Below are 13,817 nucleotides of genomic sequence, written 5' to 3'. Positions count from 1 at the left end.
CGCACAATGCATAATCGTGCGCGAGATCGGTACAGGTATTTTATAATAAGTCAAGACATCATACATATATCTTATTATTAAGTCACATAGTATATGCGCAACTTGGGATTTTAAACACTTACAGTTAACATGTTGAGTTTTAAAGCAATACACCATTAAATGCATATTAATAACTCAGGAATCATTGCCAATTACTGCTCCAACAATTAATGCATTTTGCTTCACACTCATAATGTTGACTATTAGCCGCGTACATCATTTATCTTTCGTAAAATAATCAAACATGCTAGTAAACAGCATCAATTAAAGTAATTACTCTAATTTAAATTGTTGATATTTTTCATTTATTTTAATTGGTGATAATTCACTAGATAGATTACCACCTTACTTATAACCTGCCCATCAACAAGCAAATAAAGCTTGTAGTAACTTATGCACATATTGATTGAAGTTATGTTAGTTAAGCAGTTTTGTCAGCCTTCCATTTGCAGACAAAGCTTGATGGTCTCGACAATCATCGCTTTTCACCCTGCTGACTAAACACACAAGTGCATAAGAACCATATAACTAATTATGTGTAGGATAAATAATGCTATATCCAATCCCAGGTACAGAACAGTCCACAGTTAAGTATAAAGAAAAATATGATAACTATATTAATGGGCAGTGGGTTTCACCTGTAAACGGTGAATATTTTAACAATCATTCACCAGCTAATGGACAGTTGATTTGCAAAGTTGCTCGTTCTGATGCAGCTGATATTGAGCTCGCATTAGATGCAGCACATAACGCAAAAGACGCTTGGGCTAATACAAGTGTTACCGAGCGTTCAAATATCTTATTAAAAATCGCCGATCGTATTGAAGCGCATAGTGAATACCTTGCTATTGCCGAATGTTGGGAAAATGGCAAGCCAGTGCGTGAAACGCTTGCCGCGGATTTGCCTTTGGTTGTAGACCATTTCCGTTATTTTGCTGGCTGTATTCGAGCCCAAGAAGGCAGTGCCGCTGAACTTGACAGTACGACTGCCTCTTATCATTTTCCAGAACCTGTCGGCGTGGTTGGCCAGATTATCCCATGGAACTTTCCTTTATTGATGGCTGCATGGAAATTAGCACCAGCAATGGCTGCTGGTTGTTGTGTTGTCCTAAAACCAGCAGAGCAAACACCTGCATCTATTTTGCTGATGATGGAAATTATTGATGACCTGGTACCGGCCGGTGTTCTCAATATCGTTAACGGCTACGGCAAAGAAGCAGGTAATGCATTGGCAACAAGTAAGCGAATCGCGAAGCTTGCCTTTACCGGCTCTACTGAAGTTGGTAACCATATTTTAAAATGTGCTGCTGATAACTTGATCCCTTCAACAGTGGAACTAGGCGGAAAATCACCAAATATCTTCTTTGAGGATATTTTCCAGCATGAAGACAGCTACTTAGATAAGTGTTTGGAAGCGGTATTACTTGCCTTCTTTAACCAGGGCGAAGTATGTACTTGCCCATCTCGCGTATTAATTCAGGAGTCCATGTACGAGAAGTTTATGGATCGCTTGTTAGAGCGTCTTAAAACCATCAAGCAAGGTAACCCGTTAGACACTGATACACAAGTTGGCTCCCAAGTATCGAAAGAGCAGTTTGACAAGATCTTAAGTTATATCGAAATTGGCAAGGCTGAAGGTGCTGAAGTTCTTGCCGGTGGCGAAGCATTCAATGAAGGTGAAGGTTATTATATCAAACCGACTATCTTGAAAGGTCATAACAAGATGCGCATCTTCCAAGAAGAAATTTTCGGCCCTGTAATTGCTGTTACAACCTTCAAAGATGAAGCAGAAGCGTTAGCCATCGCAAATGATACAGAGTACGGTCTAGGCGCTGGTGTTTGGACACGTGACACGAATAAAGCCTATCGCATGGGACGTCGCATAGAAGCAGGTCGCGTATGGATTAACTGTTACCATGCATACCCAGCCCATGCCGCTTTCGGTGGTTATAAAAAGTCTGGTATTGGTAGAGAAACTCACAAAATGATGCTGGATCATTATCAGAATACCAAGAACTTGTTAGTAAGCTACAGTGAAAGTCCTCTAGGATTCTTTTAATTAAACTTTAACTTCTGGGCTGACGATGTCAGCCCGATATTATTCTGGGGATGAGAAATGATAACTTTTACGGTCGATTCCATTAATAAGATATTGCCAATATTAATTAGTGAAACCAAGAAATCTGAAAACAATTTTCTCTTTGATGATGGAGTAGAAACACATCGTGTTTTAGGTTTAGAGCCGACAGTTGATTGCTTTGAATGCAATGGACAATATAACTATGAAACTGTTGGCTATATATTAAAGCTTGCTAATGACATTATGATATCTTTTAAAGTTTGTGATGATGAAATCATTGTTTGCTAAATATGTACTTAAGAGTATTGAAAATATAATCTAATTTTAACTCTGCGTATTTAAAATGAATTATTATAACGTTCACGATGCTACCATTAATGTGTTGGGGGATTTCCCTTGTGCAGGGCAGGAAACAAAACAATTCACATTAGTTAAGGATGATTTCAATATAATCACTCACTCCGAACTATATGGAAAAAGGTGCGTATTATATTCCTTCTTATCTGTTGACATGCCAGTTTGTGCCGAAAGTGTTCGAGAGTTTAATCGTCTTGCTTATAGGATGAAAGACATCGAAGTTGTCTGTATTTCAGTTGATACTCCTTTCACTCTTAACAGGTTCTGTCAAAGAGAAGGGCTTGACTATATCACTACTGCCTCTTGTTTCAGTTCTAGTGAATTTTCATTGGATTTCGGCGTTAAGATTGATAATCCGATGTTCTCTGGCTTCACAGCTCGTGCTGTGCTCTGCTTAAATGAGCATGGTTTAATTACCCATAGTCAAATTATAAAAGATATAAACCACCCCCCTGACTATGACTCCGTGATTTCTGCATTATGCCCAGCCATTGATTGATGCCGAGACAGCCGGGCTTGCGATCAACCGGGGTCGCACCCTCCGGGACTCGATGGTCCGGCATTCCGGCGGGGACGCCAAGTTACGCGAAAAAGTGCGCAGCACTTTCTAGAGCGTTAAATATGAAAAAAGCCTGACGCTTTCGCATCAGGCTTAAATCATTGGCGGAGCGGCCGAGGTCGCGCACGACCGGGATTCAAGCCGAAGGCTAGAGAGAGTCCCGTTCACGAACCTGTAAATAGCAAAAAGCCCAAGTCTTTTGACTCGGGCTTAATATAGTGGCGGAGCGGACGGGACTCGAACCCGCGACCCCCGGCGTGACAGGCCGGTATTCTAACCAACTGAACTACCGCTCCAATTCTGTACGAAACCCGGCTGTTACCCAGTTTCTAGAATGTGGCGGAGAGATAGGGATTTGAACCCTAGATACGCTACAAACGTATGCCGGTTTTCAAGACCGGTGCTTTCAACCACTCAGCCATCTCTCCGTAAGTGCGGTGAATAATACGGATTTCGGATTTTTCTGTAAAGCCTTTTTTGGCAAAAAAATCACAACTGCTCAAAGCAAGCCCAAACGGTTGAAAATATAACGATCACCAATGGGTTAGGTTATTTATTAAGCACTTGTGCAAGATAGGTTCAGCTTGCCTTCCCTTTGATAAACAAGTTATTGGCTCAATCACTCAAATTCGAAAAAAAAACACCATATCTCTATACTTTCATCAGATATTTCACTTAAATATGACATTTCCTATGATTTCATAGAAAACGTAATACTTTAGCCTCGAGTTATTAGCACCATGATCTGTCAGCAAATACAACGGCCTGCATACTGGCTTATACTCGCCCTTTCTTGCTTTTCATTGAATAGTTACGCAATTGAGTCCAGTACAGCAAACTGCAAGGTAGATAAGGTCGAGTCCGGCTGGCAATATCTGAATGCACAGTGCGATATCGGAAAGGGGCTATGGGGCAGAGCCCCCAAAAACAAGGACAGTAGTTTTTGGATTCAATGCCACTATGGTCAGTCGTTACCCAATTCAAGAACCACGGCAACAATCAATAAGCTGTTTAAGAATAATAGCTACCTGGTTCCTGATAATGGGAAATCTCGATGCCTGATAGGGCCATTTCAAAGTCATGCACAGGCTCAGGGGGCCAAACTACAACTCGCCCGCCACCAGCTAAAAGATACCTTCATCCGACAGACCAACACGCGGATCACTTTGCCTGGACAAGTAAAATACTCACCAGCACCTGTCAAGCCGCAAACAACCAAAACTAGTGCAAAAAGCAGCAGCAGCAGCAGCAGCAAAAAAACCTTAGTTGAAAATAGAGTGGTATTAAACTCTGTCATCTACTCGTTTACTTTTAACAATTTAAAATACCATTTACCAAGAAACATCAACTCTACCCAAGATATGCCACCGATGTTTGTGCGTGAACATAACCAGTACTGGTCAAAGGTTAACTATGCTGCTGCGAATAAATGGTGCCAGCGTTACGGGCTAAGGCTCCCGACAGCTGAAGAGCTTAAGGAGCTTCAAACACACGGGCAACATTTCTTGTTACGCAATAACTGGCCGATCAAGTCGAGTTATTGGAGCAGCACAATTAGCCTCTACTCTGGTGAAATAGAATCTATAAACCTGCGTAATGGTCAGCGTGACGAATACCGCCCACTCGCACTGCTATATACCACATGTGTGATTGCAGCTAGCTGACGCCAAACTGGCTACCGCCCCCCTCTTTGTCTCCCCCTCAAGGCTGCGCAACCGCGCGGCCTTTTTGCTTATCTCCTCCAAAGCTGACGCTGTGTATTATCACCCTCAAGATCCGAAAATATGTTGATAACTAGAAGAATTACAATCTATTCCTATACTGAATACTGATACAAATTACATAGTTTTATTGGATAAGTAATTTATAAGAAATCAAGAGGTTTGTTTTCTCCTCATTTGGATCGACGGGACAAAACTATGAAACAAACACTAAAGTTATCTCTGGCCATTACGACCCTGGCGCTATTACTCTCCGGCTGCGACAGTAACAATGCTCAGGACAAAGAACTGATCAAATCACTGGAAGCAAAAGTACAAGCCCTCGAAAAACAGCTTGAACAAGCTGAACAGCCCGAAGCCACGGCAACAACCGACACAGACACTAAAGCACTGGAAGACAAAATTCTCAGCCTCGAAAAACAACTGGCAGCTAACAAGGCATCAGCTGAGCAACCCGGCGGCACCTTGGAGAAAGTAAAAAAACAAGGGTACATCCAATGCGGTGTCAGCACGGGACTACCAGGATTTTCTAACCCAAATGAGAACGGCGAATGGGAAGGGTTAGATGTCGAATTCTGCCAGGCTGTTGCAGCAGCGACCATTGGCGACAAAACAAAGGTAAAATACATCCCACTCACGACCAAGGAACGTTTTACGGCACTCCAGTCTGGCGAAGTTGACCTTTTAGTCCGTAACACAACCTGGACCCTTCATCGTGACACAGCGTTAGGAGTTAATTTTGCCGGTGTGAATTATTACGACGGCCAAGGATTTATGGTCAATAAAAGCCTTGGCGTTTCCAGTGCCACAGAGCTTGATGGTAAATCGGTATGTGTCCAGTCCGGTACGACCACAGAACTGAATCTGGCTGACTATTTTAAATTCCGTGAAATGAAATATACCCCTGTCGTTTTTGACACCGAAGAGAAAACTGTTGGCGGGTTTAAAGAAGGGCGCTGTGATGTTATGACGACCGATCAGTCTGCGCTCTACGCCCATCGCTTAGGCATGGAAGAGCCTGACTCTGTGGTCGTGCTTCCCGAACTTATTTCCAAAGAACCACTTGGGCCTGCAGTACGTAAAGATGACGACCAGTGGTTCAACATAGTGAAATGGACTCTCTATACCATGCTCCATGCTGAAGATTTAGGGGTGTCATCGATCAGTGTCGATGATATGAAGAACTCCAATGACCCGGACATTCGTCGCCTGATTGGTCTCGATGGCCCGAAAGGCAAAGGGCTCGGCTTAAATGACGACTGGAGCTTCCAGGTAATCAAGCAAGTCGGCAACTACAGTGAAAGCTTCGAGCGTACTATCGGTATGAGCTCTCCGCTCAAAGTACGACGTGATGTCAACGCACTATGGCGTGATGGCGGCATTCAGTACGCCCCACCTATCCGGTAACCTCTGCCGTAGTCATCAGGAGGAGCAATCCTCCTGATTGTTTCATCACACGTCCATAATAGTAACTGCAGTGTTTTCTCAGCGCGTTACTCCCCCTCTCCTGTAAATTGTTGTCATTCTCATCAACAAGCCTGGGATTAATTCTCATTTTTGTGAGCCAACTAGGAGTTGAAACATAAATTTACAACTTAGAGCACCAAGATAATGAATTGTTAAGTATTATCTGTGTCAACAACTTACAGAGAGCATATAGCTGATAGTATTCACTCGATTATGTACTAATGACTTGCATTTATAAGTGAATACCCCAATATATGTCTTATTAGCAATCTCCATAACTAACCCTGAAGGGAGTTTTTTATGAACGATCGTATTGTCAATCGTGGCTCAGCTTACGAAAGCGTACTTTCAACCAACAAAGTTCTACGCAACACATACTTTCTACTATCGCTAACCCTAGTGTGGTCAGCTGTAGTTGCAGGCTTCGCGATGGCAATGAACCTACCGCACCCAGGCCTGATCATTACCTTGGTTGGCTTTTATGGCCTGATGTTCCTGACAGAAAAGAACCGCGACAGCGGTTTGGGTATCGTCTTTACGTTCGCTCTAACAGGCTTCATGGGTTATACCCTAGGTCCGATACTGAACATGTACATCGGTGCCGGTATGGGTCATGCCATTATTCCGGCACTTGGCGGTACGGCACTGACCTTTATGGCATGTTCGGCTTACGCACTCACTACCAAGCGCGATCTGTCTTTCCTTGGCGGAATGATCCTTGCGGGCTTCGTGGCTATCGTAGTGGCTGTTATTGCTAACATCTTCCTGCAGATGCCAATGCTTTCACTGGCTATTAGCGGCATGTTTGTTCTGTTCTCATCTGCTGCTATCCTGCTGACCACACAGAACATTGTCCGTGGCGGCGAAACGAACTACATTTCAGCAACAGTAACGCTGTATGTCTCTATCTATAACCTATTCCTTAGCCTGCTTCAGATCTTGGGTGTTATGGGTGGTGATGATTAATCATTACGATTAACTCTTTTCAAAAAGCGCCTTTCGAGGCGCTTTTTTCTTATCTCTGCATTACCTGTTGCGACTTTTACTTGCAGCCTCTCGCCTTAATCACTATTCTTGCCCGGTTCAAAATATCGGGGCGCATCATGCTTGAATTTGAAGGTAAACAAATCGAAACCGACGCTCACGGCTATCTGAAAAATATAGATGACTGGTCCGTTGAGCTTGTCCCTCTTCTTGCCGATGAGGAAGGCATTGAGCTTAGCGAAGCTCACTGGGAAGTTGTTCACTTTGTACGAGATTTCTACAAGGAATTTAATACCTCTCCAGCTATTCGTATGCTAGTAAAGGCAATGGCAAAAAAATACGGCGAGGAAAAAGGCAGCTCACGCTACCTCTACAAGCTTTTTCCAAAAGGGCCAGCCAAACAAGCCACTAAATTGGCAGGGTTACCCAAGCCGGTAAAATGCATCTGAGGCTATCTAGCCCGGTGACTGGAACCTGGTTCCTAGACACGAATCTTCTCGTTCTAGGTTCTAGGTTCTGACTCTACATAATCTCGAAGCCGTCAATATGACGCCACTCAACTTCTTCGGTCTCGACACTGTCCACTCTTGATGATCTCGGACCGGTATTCAACCATTGCAACAGTTGCCCCACTTTCTCTTCGTGGCCGCAGGCCAATACCTCGACACTACCGTCGGGTAAATTCTTCGCATAGCCAGTAAGTCCGTGCTTTAGACCTTCATGCGCAGTATGAAATCTGAACCCAACTCCCTGAACCATTCCCTTGATCATAGCTTTTACACAAATTTGCGACATGGATCACCTCAAGAATTTCCGCACTATCCCGATAAAAAATTAATATGTGCTTTATCAATAAGCCGCTATAAAACACCCGTAAAAAAAATAGGATGCACTAATGAAAGAAGTAGCCTTTCGATGGATCGATAAGTATCTAATTCATATAACAATACAGGAAAAATTTTATCTTCTCTTCCTACTTCCAATCATTGCTATTCTAAGTATCAGTGCAATTTTAGTTGATGCCGCCGATGAACAACGTATTGAAATCACGACTAATCAGCTAAATTCAACGGCGGCACTGCTATCTGAGTACCAAGTCAGCCTGTCCGATGCACCTGTCTTGCTTGCGAAAACCGGTGCCCGTATCGGTAATGGCGAGCTATCTGCCATCGTGCAGGGCATGAACTACTCAATCACTGCAAATGAACATCCAGGCCTTCTCAGCTACCTATCAACAACTCAAATTAGTATCACTGCCATTATACTCGTAGTCGCTCTTGCTGCTGTGTACTACATCATGACTTTCATTGGTGGTGCGATGTTTACCACCAATAAAGCCCTACAGGCACTCGCTGACGGCGACTTAACCAACCGCCTGAATTTCTTCAAGGTTCGGGATGAATTCAGTACCCTGGCCATCACCATTGACCGCGTTAGTGAGAGGGAACAGAAACTGGTACTGGCAACCCAGCAAGCAACTGCACTAATGCAACAAATCAGCAGTGACTTACGCCAGCGTAGCCACGAAAGTGAATCGCTGTCTACGGACCAACAACAGCATCTGGATTCGTTAGCCAGCGCAACGGAAGAAATGGCAACATCGATCCGCGAAGTGGCTACCCATGCCCATGAAACTTCAGAGCAAACCCGCGAGGCCCAGCAGGTTTCGGAACAGGGCCGAGCTCAGGTGAACCAAACCCGTACGGCTATCTCAGTACTTAGCTCCGAGATCAGCCAGGCATCCGATGCAGTTATTGAGCTTGATAGCAATGCGGCCAAAATTGATGACGTCGTCACCACGATCAATGGTATTTCTGAGCAAACCAACCTACTCGCCCTGAACGCAGCTATCGAAGCTGCTCGTGCCGGCGAACAGGGACGTGGCTTTGCCGTTGTTGCCGACGAAGTCAGAACACTCGCAGGGCGAACTCAGGGAGCAACAGTTGAAATTCAGCAAATGATTGAATCCCTGCAGCAAAACAGCCAGCAACTGATGGAAGTGATGAAAAGTACAGTGACCAACGCAAGCAGCAGCGAACAGCTAATGGATTCGGTTGATAGCGAGATCAACCAGATAACCGAACGTAACCAGCTGATTTCTGACCGCAGTACTGAAATCGCAGCGGCCGCAGAGCAACAAGGCGCTGTCGCCGACAATATCGCTACCAGCGTCGAGCAGGTTCGCTCTCAGTCAAATCAGATCTGCGACGTGATCACTCAGTCTGCCAATCAGATTGAACATTTGAACCAACAGGCGGAAGTCCTCGAATCATTAATGAGCGGCCTTAAAGCCTAACTCTAACCAGTAACAATCCAAGGGCGTGCCAGTGTGCACGCCTTGTTTCTTTCAGCTCCCAAAACAACAAACACAAGCCAGGCAAAGAGAGGCAAAACTCATTTCCATCCCGACCACAAGATAAATTTGCTTTTCCTCCTTGCGAACAACATAATACGCGACCATTCCGAACTCCTTACTGGGCATGTCATGACAGCTTCAATTTATCTGGTTAAAGGCCGCGAAAAGTCACTTCGCCGTCGTCATCCTTGGGTCTTTTCTCGCGGTATTCAACGTATAGAAGGTAAACCTTCTCTTGGAGAAACCGTCGAAGTCTTCGACCATAAAGGCGAATGGTTAGCTCGTGGCGCTTATTCTCCACAATCTCAGATCCGTGTTCGGGTATGGACATTCAATAAAAACGAAGCTGTAGATGTTAACTTCTTCGTTAACCGCCTAAACAGCGCACAAGGCCTACGCGATATATTGGCTCAACGTGACGGCCTGACTGGCTACCGCCTTATTGCCGCCGAGTCTGACGGTATGCCGGGGATCACCATCGACCGCTATCAAGACTTCTTGGTGTGCCAGCTATTAAGCGCCGGTGCCGAAGCGCAGAAAGAGGCGCTGGTTGAAGCGCTGAATATCTGCTACCCGGAATGCAGTGTCTATGAACGTTCAGATGTCTCAGTACGCAAGAAAGAAGGACTGAAACAGCGCACAGGTGTACTCTCAGGCGAGGAGCCGCCAAAGTTTGTTACCATCGAGGAAAACGGCGTCAAAATCAACGTCGATATTGTCGGTGGCCATAAGACCGGCTTTTACCTCGATCAACGCGATAGCCGCCAAGGCGCTGTCAAATACGTAGACGGCAAACGCGTACTAAACTGCTTCTGTTACACTGGCGGATTCGGCTTGTACGCCCTTAAGGGTGGTGCGAGCAAAGTGATCAACGTTGATGTCTCGCAGCCTGCACTGGATACCGCGCGCCTAAATGCAGAAATGAACGAGCTTCCTGTTGAGAATGCAGAGTTTGTTAATGCTGACGTGTTCAAGTTACTGCGCGACTACCGTGATCGCGGTGAAGAGTTCGATGTAGTTATCATGGATCCGCCGAAATTTGCAGAATCGAAATCTCAGCTGGTTGGCGCATGCCGGGGCTACAAAGATATCAACATGCTGGCTATGCAAATCCTCAAGCCAGGCGGTACCCTGCTAACTTACTCGTGCTCTGGCCTGATGGACAATAATTTATTCCAGAAGATCATCGCCGATGCGGCACTGGATGCCAAACGCGAGGTTCAGTTTATTGAGCGCTTCAGCCAGGCAGCCGACCATCCATTGGACAGCGCCTATCCGGAAGGCTTCTACCTGAAAGGCTTTGCGTGCTACGTTAAATAGCCGTACGCAAAAATAACAGCCTCGCAATTAAGCCAGACCAACTATATATGGTCTGGCTTTTTAATCACTCAAGGTCGCAGCAATACAGCCGCAGAGTGTCATAATAAATAAAAACCACTTTAAGGTTTCTGGCTTGGCTTTGATGGCCATCTTGACCGCCAAGTTTGCCCCGAACATGGTTCCGAACGCCAGAATCAATCCAGGTCCCCACATGACCAGATCTTCAGCGATAAACAGCCCTAACGCCACAACAGTAAATACCAAGGTACAAAGCATTTTCAGGGCATTGGCACGGACCAAGTCGTAACGCAACGTACCTGCCAAGGCTGCCAGCAGAACAAAGCCTACCCCAGCCTGTACAAAGCCCCCATAAAAACCAGCAAGACCCAGCCCCCACCATGAGCTTGGTGTCTCCATGACTTTTCGACTTAGCGTTCCCGGCTCCGGTGCAACAATTGACGGCTTGACGAGAATAATGAATGCCATCGCCAGCATTGTGCCCAGCAACAAGGGCTTTATCCAGCCGGATGGTGCGTAAGCGGCTGCAGCAGCTCCTAACAGCCCTCCAATGATAGTCGGAACCAAAATGGGCCCCGTATCCGACGTATCAAGTTTATTGTGCTTACGGAAACCGACAACAGCAGTCAGCCCCTGTATGGCTACACCAACTCGGTTCGTGGCATTAGCAACCTCTGCCGGCATTCCCATCACCATCAATGCGGGCAGTGTCAGGTTCGAACCACCGCCCGCCAGGGTATTGATTATCCCTGCTAAAAAACCTGTAACCAGCAGCAGGGCAACTTCAAGAAGCGTGATATCCATATACTTTTCAACTTCCTATTTAAATTTCTATCAGTTATACATTAATCTCTGTGCTATACGCTACAGCATTCAGGTTATATTCAGGCCATCAGCGCCAAACTGCTGTGATAATAGAACCATCAAGGAACTGACATGAAATTTCGTACTGCCATTCTGGCCTTAGCTGCATGTGGGCTAAGTTTCTCTGCTCTCGCCAATGTCACACTAGAACTTCCCTACAGCGCCGAACTCGTTTTAGTTAACGGCGTTGAAACGTCTGGAAACGATCCGCTTTCACTCGAAAACGGTGAAAACCAAATTGCCTTCCGCTATCAAGACAGCTACCGTGAAAACGGCGAGCACCAGATGTTTAAATCTGATGTCGTCATCATGAAATTCTCCGGTCAGGACGGCACTTATCAGCTTAAGCTACCAAAACTACGTACAGAACAAGACGCCCAGAGGTTCAACCGCAGCCCTGCGATAACTTTGACGGATAAGCAAGGCAACTCTGTTGAAATTCAACAAGATAAGCTGATTAAGCACGGCCTGCAATTCGGCCGTGATTTTGAAAAAGAAATTGCACAGTATAACCTAACGGACAAACCTGCTGCGCTTAAATCGGCTATTGCAACAACCACACTACCAGCCATCCTTCCGGCATCTGGCAGCACCCAGCCAACAGCTGAAGCCACACAACAAGGCCAAAACGTTGCAGAAAGTATGCTGAATTACTGGTATTCCCAGGCTGACGAAGCAACTCGAGAGCGCTTTAAGGCGCGGATCAACCAGTCATAATCGAACAGTTCTGGCACCTTACTCGATCAAAAAAGGCTCAGTTGATCTGAGCCTTTTCTTCATCGGCTTATTCCTTAATTGAGCAAATAAGCGTCGCTCTTCATTTCCCTGAGCATTTGCCTGTAAAGCCGAGGGACCAAATCAAATGAAACGCTGCTTCCCTCCGTCAGCTTGGCCAGTTTATTCCAATCTGCAGATTCATAAGCAATAACCATATCGACCACTTGCTGCAGCTCACCGCCGTTGCCTGTCAATGCCTTCTTGATATCATCATGAATCTTAAGCATATCCAAAGCCTCTTCCATATCTAGGCCAAGGATATCAGGCAAATTTGAAAATAAACCACTTAAAAAAGCCCTATCAACAACGGCTCGTCGTCGGCCCATCTTAATAGCCAGCAACTCACAAAAACGCGCACGACTGGTCGCCTTGTTATAGATATCTTCAGGACGAGTATCCGTAAGCTCCTGCGCCGTCAGTAACGAAATGAACTTACGCATTTTATTTTCACCAATAAAACAGATAGCCTGCTTGATCGAGTAAATATTACCTTCTCGTCCATACATGACTGAATTTAATAATGAAATTAACTTATGCGTCAACTTGGAGTCAGAGGCAAGGATATCGGTTAATTCCCGGTAACAATAATCTTCGGTCATCACATGCTGAAATACATTCAGTAATGACCCTTCCTGCAACTTATTTTCTCTAATCTCAAATAAATCTTGCTTAGCAAATACATTACCCTTGAAAAAGTCCACACTTAATGTGCGGTATTGATTAAATTCCTCATCGGAGGCAATGTTTTCAATAATTATACGGACGCCATGCCTTTGTGCCTTATTTACCAGAAGCTGTATTATTTCCTGGCTTTTACCTGCTGCGTTTACTTTTATGTGACTGACATAATTAAGAAACTTTTCATTTCCGCTTAGCAGCGCCTTCTCGTTCAGCACGATATGATATTGGCTCTTCCTGGCGGTTCTAATTAGCTTAAGAAGCTCTGCATCAAAAACCTCATCAGGAGAAAGCTCCAGCACCAAGCTTCTCGAAGAGAAGAAATAGTCAATAATCCCCTTCAGAGTCTCTCTGTCAAAGGTAATGACCATCGTTTTATTATCTGAATAGCTACCTATTCCCGCACGCTCAAGAAGCTCATTGAGGTTACGGGGATCGGACCTATCTTGGAAGACTGCCGCAGGAATACATTTATTACTCAGCTGCTCCCTATTGATAAAACTAACTTGATATGCCACCTTGGCTTTTCTTGCGTTATATATCGGCTGTCTAACCGCAGAGAATTCCATTAATTTCTATTACTCTCTAATACTGACT

The 13,817-nt window shown here is 45.0% G+C and carries 13 protein-coding genes and 2 tRNA genes; 10 read left to right on the top strand and 5 right to left on the bottom strand.

All coding sequences use genetic code 11. The features are described from left to right. Window positions 1-589 precede the first annotated feature (589 nt). Genes exaC through tpx form a run of 3 tightly spaced genes read left to right on the top strand, consistent with a single transcriptional unit; the run spans window position 590 to window position 2,975 of the window. Complete coding sequence (gene exaC, locus EIZ48_RS01795) at window positions 590-2,098, top strand: acetaldehyde dehydrogenase ExaC (protein ID WP_160648405.1); 1,509 nt, start codon at window positions 590-592, stop codon at window positions 2,096-2,098. Between the two features lie 57 nt (window positions 2,099-2,155). Beyond that, a complete protein-coding gene (locus tag EIZ48_RS01790) occupies window positions 2,156-2,407 on the top strand; it encodes a hypothetical protein (protein WP_160648404.1) in 252 nt (83 codons plus the stop codon). 55 nt (window positions 2,408-2,462) lie between these two features. Next, complete coding sequence (tpx, locus tag EIZ48_RS01785; RefSeq protein WP_160648403.1) at window positions 2,463-2,975, top strand: thiol peroxidase; 513 nt, start codon at window positions 2,463-2,465, stop codon at window positions 2,973-2,975. 279 nt (window positions 2,976-3,254) lie between these two features. On the opposite strand, the gene EIZ48_RS01780 is transcribed toward tpx, so the two are convergent. Continuing rightward, window positions 3,255-3,331: transfer RNA gene (locus EIZ48_RS01780), tRNA-Asp, on the bottom strand. Window positions 3,332-3,372: 41 nt separating this feature from the next. Next, window positions 3,373-3,463, bottom strand: a tRNA-Ser gene (locus EIZ48_RS01775). Between the two features lie 375 nt (window positions 3,464-3,838). Between EIZ48_RS01775 and EIZ48_RS01770 the strand changes: the two genes are divergently transcribed. The 4 genes from EIZ48_RS01770 (at window position 3,839) to tusE (ending at window position 7,656) form a co-directional block, all read left to right on the top strand. Next, window positions 3,839-4,699 carry an adhesion domain-containing protein gene (locus EIZ48_RS01770; RefSeq protein WP_240152828.1) on the top strand — a complete coding sequence of 287 codons (861 nt, stop codon included), beginning with the start codon at window positions 3,839-3,841 and terminating at the stop codon, window positions 4,697-4,699. Between the two features lie 255 nt (window positions 4,700-4,954). Further along, window positions 4,955-6,163, top strand: coding sequence for an amino acid ABC transporter substrate-binding protein (locus EIZ48_RS01765; protein WP_160648401.1), 1,209 nt, complete (start codon window positions 4,955-4,957; stop codon window positions 6,161-6,163). A 360-nt stretch (window positions 6,164-6,523) separates the two neighbouring features. Then, complete coding sequence (locus EIZ48_RS01760; protein ID WP_160648400.1) at window positions 6,524-7,189, top strand: Bax inhibitor-1/YccA family protein; 666 nt, start codon at window positions 6,524-6,526, stop codon at window positions 7,187-7,189. Window positions 7,190-7,326: 137 nt separating this feature from the next. Next, complete coding sequence (gene tusE / locus EIZ48_RS01755; RefSeq protein WP_128782856.1) at window positions 7,327-7,656, top strand: sulfurtransferase TusE; 330 nt, start codon at window positions 7,327-7,329, stop codon at window positions 7,654-7,656. 73 nt (window positions 7,657-7,729) lie between these two features. On the opposite strand, the gene yccX is transcribed toward tusE, so the two are convergent. After that, window positions 7,730-8,002, bottom strand: a complete 273-nt coding sequence (yccX, locus tag EIZ48_RS01750; protein WP_075761763.1) for an acylphosphatase — start codon at window positions 8,000-8,002, stop codon at window positions 7,730-7,732. A gap of 100 nt (window positions 8,003-8,102) precedes the next feature. Between yccX and EIZ48_RS01745 the strand changes: the two genes are divergently transcribed. Further along, a complete protein-coding gene (locus tag EIZ48_RS01745) occupies window positions 8,103-9,503 on the top strand; it encodes a methyl-accepting chemotaxis protein (RefSeq protein ID WP_160648399.1) in 1,401 nt (466 codons plus the stop codon). Window positions 9,504-9,692: 189 nt separating this feature from the next. Then, window positions 9,693-10,883 carry a class I SAM-dependent methyltransferase gene (locus EIZ48_RS01740; RefSeq protein ID WP_160648398.1) on the top strand — a complete coding sequence of 397 codons (1,191 nt, stop codon included), beginning with the start codon at window positions 9,693-9,695 and terminating at the stop codon, window positions 10,881-10,883. 60 nt (window positions 10,884-10,943) lie between these two features. Here the strand turns inward: EIZ48_RS01740 and EIZ48_RS01735 are convergent, their stop codons facing one another. Further along, on the bottom strand, window positions 10,944-11,705 hold the full coding sequence (locus EIZ48_RS01735) for a sulfite exporter TauE/SafE family protein (RefSeq protein WP_160648397.1): 762 nt from the start codon (window positions 11,703-11,705) through the stop codon (window positions 10,944-10,946). 132 nt (window positions 11,706-11,837) lie between these two features. Here EIZ48_RS01735 and EIZ48_RS01730 point away from each other — a divergent pair, with 132 nt between their 5' ends. Beyond that, window positions 11,838-12,482 carry a YccT family protein gene (locus tag EIZ48_RS01730; RefSeq protein WP_160648396.1) on the top strand — a complete coding sequence of 215 codons (645 nt, stop codon included), beginning with the start codon at window positions 11,838-11,840 and terminating at the stop codon, window positions 12,480-12,482. Between the two features lie 74 nt (window positions 12,483-12,556). Here EIZ48_RS01730 and EIZ48_RS01725 read toward each other — a convergent pair whose 3' ends face one another. Then, window positions 12,557-13,789 (bottom strand): EAL and HDOD domain-containing protein, encoded by a 1,233-nt coding sequence (locus EIZ48_RS01725; protein WP_160648395.1) that lies wholly within the window; start codon window positions 13,787-13,789, stop codon window positions 12,557-12,559. Between the last annotated feature and the right edge of the window lie 28 nt (window positions 13,790-13,817).

The sequence above is a fragment of the Photobacterium alginatilyticum genome, from assembly GCF_009910675.1.
Lineage (GTDB): Bacteria > Pseudomonadota > Gammaproteobacteria > Enterobacterales > Vibrionaceae > Photobacterium > Photobacterium alginatilyticum.
This window is presented reverse-complemented; position numbering and strand designations above follow the sequence as displayed.